At 53.9% G+C, this 17,220-nt stretch carries 14 protein-coding genes and 1 rRNA gene; 2 read left to right on the forward strand and 13 right to left on the reverse strand.

Annotated features, from left to right (window positions below; all coding sequences use genetic code 11):
- The 12 genes from ACTUHY_RS09990 to uvrB all read right to left on the reverse strand — a co-directional run.
- Positions 1-75 (reverse strand): 16S ribosomal RNA (locus ACTUHY_RS09990); the annotation flags it as partial.
- Between the two features lie 343 nt (positions 76-418).
- A complete protein-coding gene (gene scfB / locus ACTUHY_RS09995) occupies positions 419-1,813 on the reverse strand; it encodes a thioether cross-link-forming SCIFF peptide maturase (RefSeq protein ID WP_442827609.1) in 1,395 nt (464 codons plus the stop codon).
- A gap of 83 nt (positions 1,814-1,896) precedes the next feature.
- The gene (scfA, locus tag ACTUHY_RS10000) at positions 1,897-2,040 is read right to left on the reverse strand and encodes a six-cysteine ranthipeptide SCIFF (protein WP_071142269.1); all 144 of its coding nucleotides are present in this window, start codon (positions 2,038-2,040) and stop codon (positions 1,897-1,899) included.
- A gap of 87 nt (positions 2,041-2,127) precedes the next feature.
- Entirely contained in the window at positions 2,128-2,979 is an 852-nt protein-coding gene (locus tag ACTUHY_RS10005) for a polysaccharide deacetylase family protein (protein ID WP_442827610.1), read from the reverse strand.
- A complete protein-coding gene (gene whiA, locus ACTUHY_RS10010) occupies positions 2,976-3,905 on the reverse strand; it encodes a DNA-binding protein WhiA (RefSeq protein ID WP_442827611.1) in 930 nt (309 codons plus the stop codon). The genes ACTUHY_RS10005 and whiA overlap by 4 nt, the downstream gene beginning before the upstream one ends.
- Positions 3,906-3,908: 3 nt before the next feature.
- Positions 3,909-5,282 (reverse strand): gluconeogenesis factor YvcK family protein, encoded by a 1,374-nt coding sequence (locus ACTUHY_RS10015; RefSeq protein ID WP_442827612.1) that lies wholly within the window; start codon positions 5,280-5,282, stop codon positions 3,909-3,911.
- 10 nt (positions 5,283-5,292) lie between these two features.
- Positions 5,293-6,153, reverse strand: coding sequence for an RNase adapter RapZ (gene rapZ / locus ACTUHY_RS10020; protein WP_442827613.1), 861 nt, complete (start codon positions 6,151-6,153; stop codon positions 5,293-5,295).
- Between the two features lie 81 nt (positions 6,154-6,234).
- Positions 6,235-7,044 (reverse strand): Cof-type HAD-IIB family hydrolase, encoded by an 810-nt coding sequence (locus tag ACTUHY_RS10025; RefSeq protein ID WP_442827614.1) that lies wholly within the window; start codon positions 7,042-7,044, stop codon positions 6,235-6,237.
- Between the two features lie 66 nt (positions 7,045-7,110).
- On the reverse strand, positions 7,111-7,272 hold the full coding sequence (rd, locus tag ACTUHY_RS10030) for a rubredoxin (protein WP_071142263.1): 162 nt from the start codon (positions 7,270-7,272) through the stop codon (positions 7,111-7,113).
- A 115-nt stretch (positions 7,273-7,387) separates the two neighbouring features.
- On the reverse strand, positions 7,388-9,250 hold the full coding sequence (gene uvrC, locus ACTUHY_RS10035; RefSeq protein ID WP_442827615.1) for an excinuclease ABC subunit UvrC: 1,863 nt from the start codon (positions 9,248-9,250) through the stop codon (positions 7,388-7,390).
- A complete protein-coding gene (gene uvrA / locus ACTUHY_RS10040; protein ID WP_442827616.1) occupies positions 9,247-12,066 on the reverse strand; it encodes an excinuclease ABC subunit UvrA in 2,820 nt (939 codons plus the stop codon). The genes uvrC and uvrA overlap by 4 nt, the downstream gene beginning before the upstream one ends.
- Complete coding sequence (uvrB, locus tag ACTUHY_RS10045; protein WP_442827617.1) at positions 12,059-14,053, reverse strand: excinuclease ABC subunit UvrB; 1,995 nt, start codon at positions 14,051-14,053, stop codon at positions 12,059-12,061. The genes uvrA and uvrB overlap by 8 nt, the downstream gene beginning before the upstream one ends.
- A gap of 135 nt (positions 14,054-14,188) precedes the next feature.
- On the opposite strand from uvrB, the gene ACTUHY_RS10050 reads away from it, so the two are divergent.
- A complete protein-coding gene (locus ACTUHY_RS10050; protein WP_442827618.1) occupies positions 14,189-15,745 on the forward strand; it encodes a DUF4127 family protein in 1,557 nt (518 codons plus the stop codon).
- Between the two features lie 101 nt (positions 15,746-15,846).
- The gene (locus ACTUHY_RS10055; RefSeq protein WP_442827619.1) at positions 15,847-16,338 is read left to right on the forward strand and encodes a YajQ family cyclic di-GMP-binding protein; all 492 of its coding nucleotides are present in this window, start codon (positions 15,847-15,849) and stop codon (positions 16,336-16,338) included.
- Between the two features lie 204 nt (positions 16,339-16,542).
- Here ACTUHY_RS10055 and ACTUHY_RS10060 read toward each other — a convergent pair whose 3' ends face one another.
- Positions 16,543-17,211 (reverse strand): trimeric intracellular cation channel family protein, encoded by a 669-nt coding sequence (locus tag ACTUHY_RS10060; protein ID WP_442827620.1) that lies wholly within the window; start codon positions 17,209-17,211, stop codon positions 16,543-16,545.
- Positions 17,212-17,220 lie beyond the last annotated feature (9 nt).

Here is a 17,220-nt window from a genome sequence, read left to right on the forward strand (position 1 = left end):
AGTTCTCCGTTCGACTTGCATGTGTTAAGCACGCCGCCAGCGTTCGTCCTGAGCCAGGATCAAACTCTCCAAAATAGAGTATTTTGAAGAGCCGCTTGGCTCTCGAAAAACTAGCTTTGATTTTTTATCCTGGTTGTCATCCAGGTGACTCGATCTCATCACCGTAAAGGTGACTTGACCCGCACATCTGTCAACAATATTCAGTTTTCAGGGTTCTAACCTTATCGCTCATCGGCGACTTAATTATAATATCACGGGAGTAGATTTTTGTCAACAAAAATCTAAAAAAATTGTCATACGTCATATGTCATAAGTCATACGCTAATGGAAGCCGGGTATCCCAGACATTGAATCATAAGCAATTCCCAAAATTGCTTTTCAAAAGCGTATGACCTATGATGACTGACGTATGACGTTTTTACTTCTTCTCTACTTGGAATTTAAAGTTGTCGATGACCGGACGACGGTCTTCTCCGCCTTCTTTCATATCTTCCGTCAGGAGAGCCTGGACGATGATGGCCATTTCCAGCCGTTTTTTCTGGATCCGACACCCGTAAGCATAGGGTTTTTCAATGGTGCCGTTGGTCAGATCCGCATTGGCATGGCAGCCGCCGCTGCAGAAGAACCGGGCCCAACAGGTCCGGCAGTCTTCTTTTTTCATCACATGCATGTGACGGAAATACTGGACCATGTCCTTTTTCACGATGCCCGTATCCAGGGTTCCCATCTTGTATTTCTCCCGGCCCACGAACTGATGGCAGGGATAGATGTCCCCTTCGGGGGTAATGGCGAAATATTCATGGCCGGCACCGCAGCCTGCCAGTCGTTTGGCCACGCAGGGACCATTGTCCAGAGCCACGTTGAAGTGGAAGAAGTCAAAGGGTACACCGGCCCGTTTCTTTTCCAGATAGGCCCGGGCCAGTTTCTCATATTCTTTGTCCAGGGTGGGCCAGTCTTCTTCCGTCAGCACCCAGGGTTCGGTGGTGCCCACCACCGGTTCCATGGAGATTTCGGAACCCACATCCAGCATGGCCAGCACATCATCACAGAAATGGGTGTTGTAATGGGTATAGGTCCCCCGCAAGTAGTAGTTCTTCCCATGGCGGGATTCGATGACTTTCCGGAAGCCCTTTACAGCTGCATCATAGGACCCTATATGACCCGGATAGGGACGCATATTGTCATGGGTCTTTTTGCTGCCGTCCAGGGACAGCACCAGCATCACCCGGTTGTCATTCAGATACTTTACGATTTCATCGGTGAGCAGGGTGCCGTTGGTGGTCAGGGTCAGTTTGATGTTCTTCCCAGTTTCTTTTTCCCGCTGACGTACATAGTCCACAATGAACTTCACTACAGGCATATTCATCAGAGGTTCCCCGCCGAACAGGTCCAGTTCCAGGTTGTGACGCTGTTTGCTTCCGGCAATGGCAAATTCAATGGCCTTCTGAGCCACTTCCTTGCTCATGAGCGCCCGATGTCCTCCGAAGTCCCCGGTGTCTGCAAAGCAGTAACCGCACCGCAGATTGCAGTCGTGGGCCACATGGAGGCACAGGGATTTCAGCACCGGTTCATCGGAAAAGGTGTCCGGCACCGGGAAGTCCGGGGAAAACAACAGCCCGGATTTCTGCAGTTCCTGGAGTTCTTCCAAAACTTCATCGATATCTTCTGCCGGATATTTGCCAGCGAAATGGGCTTTCGTCCCTTCGGCGTTGGTGCCGTCATAAAACCCCAGCAAATCATAAATCATGGCGTCGATGATGTGCACGGCGCCGCTGTTCACGTCAAGGACCACATAATTGTCGTCCAGATGCATTCTATGGATCAACTTTCTATCCGCCCTTCTTATACAAGAAAATAGCTCCCTGCGCATGCAGGGAGCTTCCGCGCATAACTGGATTATGCTTTTTCGCAAACCTGGTTGCCTACCGTGCAGGAAGTCTTGCAGGCAGACTGGCAGGATGCCGGGCATTCGCCGCAGCCGCCGGTTCTCAGGGTCTTCTTCAGCATTTCTTTATTCACAGTTTTGATTCTCTTTGCCATCGTCGATTCCTCCCTATCTTCTGGTTTATAATCCATTGTATCTGTTTTTCTAAAAGAACGCAAGCCTTTCAACCGTTCCTATCTTTCTTACAGATGGAGTTTGGTCCGGATCACATAGTATTGATGGATGACCCAATCGGAATCGATACCGGTCTGGTCGATATAGCTTTGGATCTGAGCCCGCTTCAGATCATACTGGAAGCATCCCAGGTTCTCCGGTTTATTCTGGAACACATTGACCCGGCGCAGCCGCATGAGATCTGTTTTATCCGTATTCACACCTACACGGCCGTCCACTCCAGCAATATAGCCGGATTTTTTCACCTGGGCCGCAATGGCATCGCTGGCAGAGCCGTTGGGATAGGAGAAGGTAAGGCCTTCCGGCGGATTATAGATTCCCCGCATATGCTGCATGGAACTGGTCAATTCATATTCCACCTGTTCCGGTGTCATGCTTTCGAGAGGTTTGTGGTTAAAGGTATGGGATCCCAGAGCCCATCCATATTTCAGTAGTTCATGCTCCTGATGCCAATCCAGATAGCCCGGCCATCCTTCGTACTTCACAGCCATGTACATATTCCCCACAAAGCCGTATTTTTTCAGGATGGGAGCCGCATAGGTCAGGTTGTCCAGATATCCGTCATCAAAGATCAGTACGCATTCCTTGTGGAATTTACGGCCCTCTTTCCGCCCTTTCACATAGTCCGCCAGGGTAATGGTCTTCCACCCTTCCTGTTTCAGGTATTTCATCTGCAAATCGAACTGTTCCGGCGGCATAGTATACGGATCATCATGACCCGGCTCTACCCTGTGATACGCAAAGATTGGCACGGTCTCTTCACAGAACCGCGGAAAATCCTGCTTCACATATTCATATCCCCCATAGGCAAATCCACATAATGCTGCCACAATCGCCAAAAAAATGATCAGTTTTTTCATTGCTCCCCATCCTTCAATTTTTCTGCTAACTGTTCCAGCTTCTTCAGCCGGTGATTGAACCCGGATTTTCCCACACTGTCCTCTGTCAGAGCGGCCAGTTCCCCCACGGAAAGATCCTGATGATCCCTGCGGAGCCGGGCTGCTTCCTGCAGGGGTTCCGGTAGGGTGGCCAGCCCTACCGATTCTTCGATGACTCGGATCGCGTTCAGCTGCCGAACAGCCGTCTGCACCACTTTGTTCAGATTGGCCGTCTCACAGTTCACCTGCCGGTTCACCTTGTTGCGCATATCCTTCAGGACCCGGATATTCTCAAATTCCAAATAGGAATGAGGGGCTCCGATCAGGGATAGGAAGGAAGCAATGGCATTGCCTTCCTTCAGATACACGATATAAGAATTTTTCCGGTCCACGATCCGGGCCGGCAGGCTGAATCCTTTCATGATTTTCTGGATGAACTGGCCCATATCCAGGCTGTCACAGATCAATTCCAGATGATAATCACTGATAGGCTTGTTCACAGATCCCCCGGCCAGGAATACACCCCGGAGAAAAGCCCTGCGTTCCCCCTCTTTTTTCAGCAGGACATTCCCTCCTTCCTCCAGAGGAGAGAGCAAATGGAGCCGGCTCAGCGCGGCTCTGGCTTCATCGGAGGGAAGCACATGGACCTGATACCGGTTATTTTTTTTCAGTCTCCTGCTCCGGGTCACAATGACTTCCGTCTGCACAGGGAAATTATTTTTCAAGAGCCGCAGCACTCGTCGGGCCAAAGCCGCATTTTCCGTGGTGAAATGGATCCCCACTTTCCGCCCGCTGAGGGAAACAGAGCCGCTGATCCGCAACAGTCCGAACAGTTCGGCCTGTTCACAGTCGTGTGCTTCTCCTTCTGCCCGTGCGATTTCATTTTTTACATCATGGGAAAAAGACATGGGTCAGGACTCCTTTTTGGCGTGTTTCCGCAGTTCCTGCATGGTCTGCCGGGCAAAGAAATAATCAAAGAACCGGATGCCCTTGCCAAACAGCTTTAACCGGTAAATCAGGGCAATGATGGTCTTGGCCAGCTTCAGCGGATTATGCCGGACCAGGTCGCTGTTGTTCAGCAGCTTGGCCGGTACACAGTCGATTCCCAGTTTCTCGATTTTCTCTACATCCGGAGAAACGGGCATGGCGCCTTCCTTCTCATATTTTGCCAGGATATCGGGAGAAGCTTTCTGCTCGTTGACCACCACATAATCCAAGCACTGGCAGCCCATGTGCCGGATCAGGGCTTGGACATGTTCATAAGCTCCATAGTCATCGGTTTCTCCAGGCTGGGTCATCACATTGCACACGTAGATCTTGACAGCTTTGGACTGGATCACCGCATCCCGGATCCCGGGCACGATCAAACTTGCCAGGACACTGGTATACAGGCTGCCCGGCCCCAGGATGATGGCATCAGCCTTCAGGATGGCATCCACTGCCCGCTGGGACGCCCGAGGATTTTCCGGTTCCGTCATCAGCCGGAGGATCTTATGAGGCGAAGCGGTGATGGAGCTTTCTCCCACCACCGTACTCCCATCATCCATTTGGGCCTTCAGCTGGATATTGTCCGTCGTATTGGGCCACACATGGCCCCGCACTTTCAAGATCTCGCAAGTGGCAGCGATGCCCTTTTCCATATCCCCGCCCTCCACATCGCTCATAGCGGCGATAAAGAGATTCCCTAGGTTATGGCCGCTGAGAGCGCTGCTTTTGAACCGGTACTGCATGACTTTTTCCATCAGCGGTTCTGTATCAGACAAGGCTACCAGGCAATTCCGCATATCTCCCGGCGGCAAGATGCCCAGTTCCTTCCGTAACCGGCCGGAAGATCCCCCATCATCAGCCGTAGTCACCACAGCCGTACAGTTGTTGGTGATCAGCTTGATCCCTCGGAGCAGGACGGAAAGACCCGTCCCCCCCCCAATGACCACTACGCTGGGTCCTTTATCCAGTTTCTGCTGGGTAAAGATCAGCTCCCGGAGAGATTCCTTCTCTCCCGGCATCACCGCATTGATGATGGTCTTCACCACATGAGTGGCTCCCAGGAGCATGCAGAGGATCCCCAGTACCACGCTGAAGGCCCCCAGCCCGGTAATGGTAGACTGGTAGTACTCTCCGCCCACAGAATTGATGAACTGCAGCACCAAGGCTTCCAAAAGACCCACAAACTGATAATTGAAGATTAAAGTGACGCCCACGCAAGCCAGCACTGCACCGAAAGCAAAAAGGAACAGCCATCGTTTCAGGTTCAGCCCCGGGTACAACCACTTAATCCATTTCATACGCATTCACCTATTTCTTTATCAAATCGCGATGGATGACCTGCACCCCATAGCCGCATCTTTCAATGAAGCTGCCCAGCTGGTTGGCGATGAACACGCTCCGGTGCCGTCCGCCGGTGCAGCCTACGCCGATCATCAGCTGGCTCTTGCCTTCCTGGACATACTGGGGCAGCAGGAACTGGATCAGAGCGAACAGCTTCTCTTCGAATTCCCCGGTCACTGGCTTATCCTGGATATAATCCTTTACCGGCTGGTCATTGCCGCATAGGTTCTTCAGTTCCGGGATATAGAACGGATTGGGCAGGAAGCGTACGTCGAAGACCATATCACAGTCCAGGGGAAGCCCATATTTAAAGCCGAAAGACTGGACTACGATATTCATAGGAGGCAATTCCCCCCCTTTGCCAAAGAGCTGGATGATCTTCCGGCGAAGTTCTTTGGTCGTCGTTTTGGAAGTATCGATGATGGTAGTGGCCCGTTTCCTGATTTGGCTGAGTATTTCCCGTTCCCGGGCGATATCTGCACTGAGGCCATTATGTCCCGCCAGCGGATGGCGGCGCCGGGTCTCTTTGTAGCGACGGATCAATGTACCGTCATCTGCATCCAGGAAAACCAGCTCATAAGGCATGCTGCTCTGGTTCAGCTGATCCAATACCTGATTCAGGTCCTTGAAGAATTTGCCGCCCCGGATATCCACCACCAGGGCAAGCTGCGCTCCTCCATTTTTATTCTGGAGACACAGTTCGATGAATTTCGGGATAAATGTCGGGGGAAGATTGTCCACGCAAAAATAGCCCAGATCTTCCAGCGTCCGCATTACCTGCGTCTTCCCCGCGCCGGACATCCCTGTGATGAGTAAAGTTCTCGCCATTGGCCTTCCACCCCCTAAAAGTTTAGAACAGTTGTATTATACAATGGGCAAAAAGTCTCTGTAAAGGCATGTACTGGTTCTTTACTTCGGGACTTCGATCTGCTGAGTCATGATAGTCCGTATGATCCGGGCCACACCATTCCTGGTATTGGGAGCGGTGACTACCTTGGCAGCCCGGCACACTGCTTCGTTGGCATTTCCCATGGCCACTCCCATCCCTGCATGGGCGATCATGTCCAGATCATTGTCTGAATCTCCTACACAGAGGATCTCTTCTTCCCGGATTCCCTCCCGGGCGGCCAGAGCCTGGAGTGCATGCCATTTGTTGGTAGCGGGCGCTGTGATTTCCAAGAATCCCTTGGAGGAACTGACGATCTTGATTTTCCCGGCATATCGCCGTTCCAATTCACCACGGAGGCTTTCGACCTGATCCGTGATGGCCAGCAGCTTATGGGGTGCCTGAGGCAGGGCACGGATGGCTTCCGGCTGAACTTCATAGGGGACTCTGGCAAAATGAGCATAGAACCGGACTTCTTCACAATCCTGAGGAGCCCACAGACGATCCTCCACATAGGCCTGGATGTAGATGCCCCGTTCCAAACAATCATCCAGCAAAGGCTGGGCTGTTTCCAGCGGAAGGGGCCAATTCCCAAGGACTTCCCCGCTGAGGGGATCTTTCACAAAAGCTCCGTTGTAGACCACAAGAGGATGGTTCAAACCTAGTTCCTGGGCATAGGGCAGGGCGGAACGGTACATCCGTCCCGTAGCCAAAGTCACATAATATCCGGCCGCCGCTGCTTCCCGCACAGCCTCTGCGTCTTCCGGCGCGATATTCTTTTCCTGGTCCAGCAGGGTGCCGTCCAGGTCCATGGCAATCATTTTCAACGGCATACGTTTCCTCCTATTTCCTGCTAACAAAAAAAGGCTGCCGCTTTCGTGCGACAGCCCCTTCTTTTTTTAGGCTTCTTCAGAGAACTGATCCTTGCCTACGCCACAAATGGGGCAAACCCAGTCTTCCGGCAGATCTTCGAATTTGGTGCCAGGAGCAATGTTGTGTTCAGGATCACCAGCAGCTTCATCATACACATAACCGCAAACTTCACATACATATTTTTTCATTGTTTTATCCCCCTACGGTTTATTAGTGATTTCGCCCTCGATTATACCAAAGGTTCCCTATGATAGCAATAGGTATCAAATAATTTTTTGATAAAAATTATTTGATAAGAATATTTTATTTTTTCTTATCTGGATTCCCTGTGCCGTTCTCCAGCAGTTCCGTTTTCTGGAGTACATTCCCCTGCAAAAATCCGTGGACCCGTTCAGCCACCACCCGGTTCATGCTGTCCACTGCGGCCAAGTCTTCTACTGAGGCCTGCCGCATAGCGTCCAAGGAACCGAACCGTTTCCACAGGGCTGCCCGGCGCTTAGGCCCCATCCCTTCCAGATGGTCTAGCACAGAAACCAGGTTCCGCCGGGTCAGCCGTTTCCGATGATAGGTGATGGCAAACCGATGGGCCTCATCCCGGATATGCTGGATCAAATGAAGAGCAGGAGACATCTTGTCCAGCAGGATACTGGTATGAGCCCCTTCCTTGAAGATTTCCTCTTCCCGCTTGGCCAGTCCGATTACCGGCACCTCGCTGCTGCTGATGCCCAGGCCCCGGATCACCTCACAGGCCGAACTGAGCTGCCCTTTCCCCCCATCGATGATGATCAGGCTGGGGAGATCCTCCAGATCCCGATACCGGCGGTAGACCACTTCCTGCATGGATTTGAAGTCATCGGGCTTGCCTTCGGTTGACTGGAGCTTGTACCGTCGGTAGTCTTTCTTGCAGGGGACTCCGTCCCGGAATACCACCATAGAGGCGACTGTTTCCCGTCCTTGGTTATGGGAAATGTCAAAACAGTCCATCCGTTCCAAGGGCTTTGTAAGGCCCAAGGCCTTCTGCAGCTGTTCCGCCGCATCCAACCCGGTCTGTCCAGAAGCCTGGCCCCGACGCAGCCGCTCTTCCAGATTCTTTTTGGCATTGTTCATGGCCATGAGCACCAGGTCATGCTTCAATCCCCGCTGGGGAACCAGCAGTTCCACGTTTTTCTCATTCAGGGTGCTGAGCCATTGGGAGAGCAGGGTCCTGTCACTGTCTGCCAGCCCTTCGCTGACCAAGATTTCCCGGGGAGGCCGATGGTTCTCATGATAGTACTGCTTCAGGAAATCGGCCAGCACTTCTCCTCCCGGCTCCCCGATTTCCTGGTCCAGGAAGAAGCTGTCCCGGCCCAGGATCTTCCCACTGCGGATGAAGAACACCTGGATGCAGACCCCGCTGTCGTCCATGGCAAGCCCCACTACATCCCGGTCACCGCTTTCCGTGGTGGCTTTCTGCTTCTCCGCCAGTTTCCTGACGCTCAGGAGGGAATCCCGGTACCGGGCTGCTGCTTCGAATTCCAGATTATCGGAAGCCTGCTGCATCTTGGCGGTCAGTTCTTTTTCCAGTTGGGCCACTTTCCCGTCCAGGAGCAGCAGGACGGACTCTACCATCTGCCGGTATTCGCTGATGGGTACCTTCCCTGTACAGGGAGCCAGGCATCGGTGGAGATGGTACTGGAGGCAGGGCCTCTTGGCATTCAGGTTCCGGCAGTGGCGCAGAGGGAACATGGTCCGGATCAGCTTCATGGTATCCCGGAGGGCCCCTGCATCGGCAAAAGGTCCGTAATACCGGGCCCCGTCCTTGAGCACCCGCCGGGTAAGCACCATCCGTGGATAGGCTTCTCCTACGGTGATCTTCAGATACGGATAGGTCTTGTCATCTTTCAGGTCGATATTGTACCGTGGCCGGTATTTCTTGATCAGATTGCATTCCAAGATCAGGGCTTCCATCTCACTGGCGGTGACAATGGTCTCGATGGAAGCCACATGGGCGTTGATGGCCCGGACTTTGGGGGATACCTGACTGGCTGGACGGAAATAGCTGCGCACACGGTTCTTCAGGATCACAGCCTTCCCCACATAGATCACTTTGCCGGTGGCATCATGCATGATATAGACTCCCGGCGCATTGGGCAGCACCGCTAAGGTCTCTTTGATGGCCTCGTTCATACCAGGACCTTCTTTACGTACTGTCCGGTATAGGATTCCGGCACCTGTGCCACCTGTTCCGGAGTCCCGGTGGCGATCACCGTGCCGCCCCGGTCGCCCCCTTCCGGCCCCAGATCGATGAGCCAGTCGGCGCTCTTGATCACATCCAGGTTGTGCTCGATGACCACCACTGTACTGCCTGCATCCACAAGCCGCTGGAGCACTTCCAGCAATTTGTGTACATCGGCCATGTGGAGACCAGTGGTAGGTTCATCCAGGATATAGAGGGTCTTGCCCGTATTCACCTTGGCCAGTTCCGTGGCCAGCTTCACCCGCTGGGCTTCTCCCCCAGACAGGGTCGTAGCCGCCTGGCCCAGTCGGATGTAGCCCAAGCCCACATCTTCCAACACTTGGAGTTTCCGGAAGATCCGCTGCTGGTTGCTGAAATACAGGCAGGCTTCGCTGACGGTCATATCCAGGACCTCTGCGATGTTCTTCCCCTTGTACCGGACTTCCAGTGTATCCCGGTTGTAGCGGGTGCCCTTACATACTTCGCAGGGCACGTACACATCCGGCAAGAAGTTCATCTCGATTTTCAGCATCCCGTCCCCATGGCAGGCTTCGCAGCGGCCGCCCTTCACATTGAAGCTGAACCGTCCCGGCTTATAGCCCCGGAGCTTGGCATCGTTGGTAGTACTGAATAAAGTCCGGATCAAGTCAAAGGTGCCCGTATAAGTGGCAGGGTTGGACCTGGGAGTCCTTCCAATGGGACTCTGATCGATGTTGATGACTTTATCGATATTCTGGCTCCCCGTGATCCGATCATGGGCCAAAGGCCGCTCTCGGGTCCCCATGAGTTTCTTAGCCAGGGCCTTGTACAGGATATCGTTGATCAAAGTGCTCTTGCCACTGCCGCTGACCCCAGTGACCACTGTCAGGGTTCCCAAAGGGATGGATACGTCGATATTTTTCAGGTTATTGGCCCTGGCTCCCTTGATGGTGAGCTTCTTGCCTGTTCCTTTCCGCCGTACAGCGGGCACCGGGATCTTTTTCCGCCCGCTGAGGTACTGGCCAGTGACAGATTCCGGCACCTGGCTGATTTCTTCCGCCGTACCCTGAGCCACCACATAGCCGCCGTTTTCCCCGGCCCCCGGTCCGATGTCGATGATCTGGTCCGCTGCCCGCATGGTGTCTTCGTCGTGTTCCACCACGATCAGGGTATTCCCCATATCCCGGAGATTCTTCAGGGTTTCCAGCAGCTTGTCATTGTCCCGCTGATGGAGCCCTATACTGGGTTCATCCAATATATATAGCACCCCTACCAGGCCGGACCCGATTTGGGTGGCCAGCCGGATCCGCTGGGCTTCCCCGCCGGAGAGGGTGGCTGCCGCCCGGTCCAGTGTCAGGTAGTCCAGTCCCACATTGTTCAGGAAACTGAGCCGGGCCCGGATTTCCTTCAAGATCTGTTTGGCGATGAAGGCATCCCGTTCCGACAGCTGCAGCCCGTTGAAGAAGGCCAGACATTCCCGTACCGGCATCTGACAGACTTGCTGGATATTCTTTCCGTCTACCGTGATCCCCAGGACTTCCGGGCGGAGCCGGGCCCCATGGCAAGTGGAGCACTCGATGGCCGTCATAAAAGATTCGTAATCCAGCCGCTGGCTTTCGCTCATAGCCTCTTTCAGACGCCGTTTCAGCACTGGGATGATCCCTTCGAAAGGCGTATTGTGGTCGTTGATCTCTCCCATAAGGTTCTGGTAGGAGAACGTGAAGATCTCATCGGGAATCCCTTCCAGCAGTTCCTGCTGGAATTTCTTGGGCAGATCCTTCCAGCAGTTCTGGAGGGAGAACCCCCGGCTCTTCAGCACTGCCGCCAGCTGGCAGAGGAAATAGGACTTCACATTGGCACTGACTGCCGCAATGGCTCCCTGGTCAAAGGGCTTTGTCTTGTCCGGGATGATCAGATCCGGATCGAATTCCATATGCTGTCCCAGGCCCATGCAGTCCGGACAGGCTCCATAGGGTGCGTTGAAGGAAAACAGCCGGGGTTCGATTTCCGGCAGGCTGATACCGCATTCCGCACAGGCGAACTTCTCGCTGTACACATGGGTCTCTCCGCCGATCTCTTCGATGGCTACGGTGCCTTCCCCCAGCTTCAGGGCGGTCTCCAGTGAATCCGTCAGCCGGCTCCCTAGGCTGGGACGGGCCACCAGCCGGTCCACCACTACGGAGATATTGTGTTTCTTCTTCTTGTCCAACTGGATTTCCTCATCCAAGGTAAAGATCTGGTCGTCTACCTTCACCCGGACATAGCCAGCCCGGCGGACGCTTTCCAGGATATTTTTGTGTTCTCCCTTCCGGCCCCAGACCACAGGCGCCAGGATCATGAATTTCGTCCCTTCCGGCAGTTCCAGCACTTTGTCGGCAATCTGCTGGGGGGACTGGCGCTCGATGACCTTCCCGCACTTGGGACAGTGGGGGATCCCGATCCGGGCAAAGAGCAAACGGAGATAGTCATAGATCTCCGTCACGGTCCCTACTGTGGACCTGGGATTCCGGCTAGTGGTCTTCTGGTCGATGGAAATGGCTGGAGAAAGACCGCCGATATAGTCCACATCCGGCTTGTCCATCTGTCCCAGGAACTGCCGGGCATAGGCGGACAAGCTTTCCACGTACCGGCGCTGTCCTTCCGCATAGATTGTATCGAAAGCCAGAGAGGATTTCCCGCTACCGGACAGACCGGTGATCACCACCAGTTTATTCCGGGGGATCTTCAAGGATATATTTTTCAGGTTGTGCTGCCGCGCTCCCTGGATTACAATGGCATCTTCATTCATGAGCTTTCCGCTGCTCTCCTTTCAGCAATATCAGCTGGTCCCTGTATTCCGCTGCCAGCTCGAAGTCCAGCTGTTTGGCTGCTTCTTTCATTTTCTTTTCCATGGACCGGATCTGTTTCTCCAACTCCCTGGGCTTCAGTTTTTTCACGGTTTTGGCCGTATACCCTTTGGTAGAAGTATCTTCTTCCTCTACTTTGGTCAGTTTGATCAATTCCACTACTTTCTTTTGGATGGTCTTGGGCACAATGCCATGGGCCTGGTTAAAGGCTTCCTGTTTTTTCCGGCGTCGATTGGTTTCGCTGATGGCTCGTTCCATGGATCCCGTGATGGTATCTGCATACATGATCACCCGGCCGTGGGCATTCCGGGCTGCCCGGCCGATGGTCTGGATCATAGCCGTATCACTGCGGAGGAATCCTTCCTTATCCGCATCCAGGATGGCTACCAGGCTCACTTCCGGCATGTCCAGTCCTTCCCGGAGCAGGTTGATGCCCACCAGCACATCGAATTTCCCAGCCCGGAGGTCATGGATGATTTCCGCCCGTTCAATGGTAGCGATATCCGAATGGAGATAGCGGACCCGGATTCCAGCCGTAGTCAAGTATTCCGTCAGATCCTCTGCCATCTTCTTGGTCAGAGTGGTCACCAGTACCCGTTCCTTCTGGCCGGTGACCTTGTGGATCTCTCCCAGCAAGTCATCGATCTGCCCCTTGATAGGCCGCACTTCGATCTGGGGATCCAGGAGTCCGGTAGGCCGGATGATCTGTTCCACCACCTGGTCAGTGGTTTCCATTTCATAGGGTCCGGGGGTGGCGGATACGTAGATGATCTGTCCCCTCTGGGCCTGGAATTCATCAAAGGTCAAGGGCCGATTATCGATGGCTGAGGGCAGCCGGAACCCATATTTCACCAGCTGTTCTTTCCGGGCCCGGTCTCCGGCATACATAGCCCGGAGCTGAGGCAGTGTCACATGGCTTTCGTCGATCACCGTGAGGAAATCCTTGGGGAAATAGTTCACCAGGGTAAAAGGCGGTTCCCCGGGTTTCCGTCCCGTCAGATGGCGGGAATAGTTCTCGATGCCGCTGCAGTAACCCAGTTCCTGCATCATCTCCAGGTCATAATTGGTCCGCTGTTCCAGCCGCTGGGCCTCCAGGAGCTTATTTTCCCCCTTCAGCACCTTCAGCCGTTCGTTCAGTTCCCGGCGGATATCTTTCCGGGCCCGTTCCAGGTTTTCGTCACTGGTCACATAATGGCTGGCGGGGAAAATGGCCACATGGGTCCGTTTGTCCACCACCTGGCCAGTGAGCACATCGATTTCCTCCAAGCTGTCCACCTCATCCCCGAACAGTTCGATGCGGATGGCTTTTTCCCCATAGCTGGCGGGAACCACTTCGATCACATCTCCCCGGACCCGGAACTTGCCGCGCTCCAGGGATAGGTCGTTCCGTTCGTAGCGGATCTTCACCAGTTTTTCCAGGATGGCATCCCGTTCCACCGTCTGGCCGATGCGCAGGGACAGGACACTGTCGTAATAGTCCTTGGGCCCGCCCAGGCCATAGATGCAGGATACGGATGCCACCACGATCACATCCTGCCGTTCCATCAGGGCAGAGGTGGCCGAGTGCCGCAGTTTGTCGATTTCATCGTTCATAGAGGAGTCTTTTTCGATATAGGTATCGGTAGCCGGGATATAGGCTTCCGGCTGATAGTAATCATAATAGGAAACAAAGTATTCCACCGCATTGTTGGGGAAGAATTCCTTGAATTCGCTGCACAGCTGGGCTGCCAAAGTCTTATTATGGGCAATGACCAGGGTGGGCTTCTGGACCTTCTGGATCACCTGGGCAATGGTATAAGTTTTCCCCGTCCCCGTAGCTCCCAGCAGCACCTGGGTGTGGAGTCCCTCCTCCACCCCTCTGGCCAGGGCATCGATGGCTTCCGGCTGGTCTCCCGCCGGAGCAAAAGGAGCATGGATTTCAAAAGGCATAATGGTTTCTCCTTCTTCTTTCAGAATCTCTTTCATTATATCATACGGAAAAAGTGCTGACTGATGAGTCAAAGCTCTTTCTTTTGGTCATACAGATAGTGTATAATAAAATGATTCTGTTATAAGGAGGAAACCATGCATTTTTCGTTGAAATCGGTCCTGGCAGGCGGACTGCTGCTGTTTTCCCTTATGGGAAATACGGAAGCTTCTCCCAAGATCCTGTATGTCCCTCTGGACAACCGGCCCGTCTGTCTAGAATATACGGTAGATACGGCCAAAGCTGCCGGCTATCCCCTGACCGTCCCCCCAGAAAAAGATCTTTCCAACCACCGGGACCAGGGAAACAACGAAGCCCTGTGGACCTGGCTGGAAAAAGAAGCCCCTCATGCAGAGGCTGCGGTTATCGCTACGGACAGCCTGAACTACGGCGGCTTGGTGGCATCCCGGAAACATCATCATCTGGAAAAATACCTGAAAGGCAAGATCCAGCGGATGGAAAAACTGAAAAAAGACAATCCAGGGCTGAAGATCTATGCCTTCAGCACCATCATGCGGACGCCCCAACAGAGCATCGGAAAGGTAGAGCCGGGCTATTACCAGGAATACGGCCCCAAGATTTTCCGGCTTTCCCAGCTCCAGGACAAAGAAGACCAGGACGGCTCCCTGACTTATCCGGAGATCCAGGAACGGCAGACACTGCTGGCCCAGATTCCCAATTCCGTAATGCAGGACTGGCGGACCCGCCGGCTGATGAACTTCCAGACCAATAAACGGCTGATCCGGCTATGCCAGAATGGCATCTTCCATTACTTCGCCCTGGGCAAAGATGATGACGCTCCCCTGTCCCAGACCCATATGGAAGCCCGGCACCTGAAATACGTAGGAAATGGGATCACCGAAAACCGCTTCCAGATCCTGCCTGGGGTGGACCAAGTGGGGCTTTTGCTGGTGACCCGGGCCATCAACGAAATCCGTGGGGAAAAGCCTAAAGTCTATCCCTTATTCGCTCCTGGCGCCGGCGGGGATACGGTTCCGCTGTATTCAGATGAACGAGCGGAAGATTCCGTCCGGAACCAGATCCTGGCCAGCGGCGGAGTGGAGACCGGCCATCTGAAAAAAGCGGACCTGGTCCTGGCGGTGAATACACCGGAAGACGGGGTCTGCCTGGATTCCACGGCTAATGACAACGCCCCGTACGCTAGCCGGACCAACCGGGCCTTTGCCGCCGAACTGGCAGAACTGGAAACCCAAAAGCCAGTGGCCCTGGCAGATATTTCCTATGCCAACGGGGCGGACAACGGCTTCATGCTGGCCATGACTGACGCCAAAGCCCTGTTGGGACTCACCGCCTATTCCGGCTGGAACACCGCGGATAACAGCATCGGCTATGCCCTGAGCCAGGGGATCCTGGGCAAGCGCTTCAAACCGGAAGAACGGGAGAGGCTGCTGAAGACCCGGCTCCTGGACGATTGGATCTACCAGGCCAATGTCCGGTACCGGATCAGCCTGGGCATCGATCGGCATGATTTCAAGCTGAAATATGATCTGGGCAAATACTACAACCGGATCCTCAGTGGCACCAGCCGGCTGCTCCATCAATATGTGGAAGAGGAGCCCACCCTGAAAGGCACCTCCTATACCGTAGAATTTCCCTGGAACCGGATGTTCGAGGTGGATGTAAGGGTAAAATGAGGCCAGGCTGACGCCTGGCCGGTCACTGGTCTCTAGCCAAGGGAAGCCGGCTTGCGCCGGTCTTGAACAAATTTTAACTATGTATTTACAGGAGGATTTTTATGGCCAAGAACAGCTCTTTCGACATCGTTTCTCAACTTGACATGCAGGAACTAGACAATGCACTGAACCAGACCCGGAAGGAAATCGAACAGCGGTACGACTTCCGGGGTTCCAACGCCACTATCGAACTCTCCGATGGGGATCTGAAACTGGCTGCGGAAGATGAATACAAACTAGGTGCCATCCTGGATATCCTGCGGCAGCGGATGGCCAAACGGGGTCTGTCCCTCCGTGCCTTGGAACCGGGTAAAGTGGAACCGGCAGCCAAAGGGACCGTCCGGCAGATTGTCAAGCTGAAACAGGGCATCGACAAGGAAACCGCTAAAAAGGTCATCGCTTCCATCAAAGCAGCCAAGATCAAGGTGACCACCCAGCAGCAGGACGATCAGATCCGGGTCTCCGGCCCAAAAAAAGATGATCTCCAGGCTGTGATCCAGCTGGTACGGGGACAGGATTTCGGAATCGATATGCAGTTCATCAATATGAGATAAGAAAAGAGGTGCTGCCGGGCAGCACCTCTTTTCGGGTCATGGGTCGCGGGCTCTGCGTCGCGGGCCTGGACGTTTAAATCGTTTGTTCTTTTTTTCTATAGGATGATAAGAGAAAAACGTCTAAAATAAAAAATCGTGTGCTGGTTCTGCACCAACAGGCCCGCGACTCACGACTCGCGACCCGCGACCAGGGGGGTGAAATCTTCACCTCCCATTCTTTATTCCTTCTCCCCTTTTTCTCCGTTCCATAGGGTGGACCAGCTGCCAGCGGAACCGGATAGCGAAAAAGCGGAGAGCGATGACCATGAAAGCTCCCAGCCAGGGTGCCAAATCCTGGCTTTCGTAATGCCAACAGAGACACATGACGAAGCTCCCTGCCAAAGAAGAGGTGGCATAGACATCCGTATTCAGTACGCTGGGCACCCGCTGGGCCATCAGATCCCGGAGCACACCGCCCCCTACTGCCGTCAGGAGTCCCAGCATAATGGGATAGACAAAGGTATGGGGCTTGCCCTGGGCCAGTCCGGTCAGGGTTCCTGTCACCGTAAAAGAAGCCAGCCCCACAGTATCAGCAGCGATATAGAAAAAAGTCAGGATCCGCCGTTTCCGGCCGGCAATCCGGTAGGAAACGAACAGCCAAGACAGGGAAAGGGCCGTCAGCACCGCCAGCAGCAGGTTCCCGGGGTTCTCCAAGGCCATAGGCGGCGTATAGCCTGCCAGCACATCCCGTATCATACCGCCTCCTACTGCGGTCAAAACAGCCAATACAGTGATCCCGAACACGTCCATGTTCTTCGCCATACCCACGATAGCCCCTGAAATGGCAAAGGACACCGTTCCTGCGATCTCAAAAAGATTCCATAATTGCAGCATAGACTTCCC

It is taken from the genome of Acidaminococcus nyctereutis, from assembly GCF_052216985.1.
GTDB classification, from domain to species: domain Bacteria; phylum Bacillota; class Negativicutes; order Acidaminococcales; family Acidaminococcaceae; genus Acidaminococcus; species Acidaminococcus fermentans_A.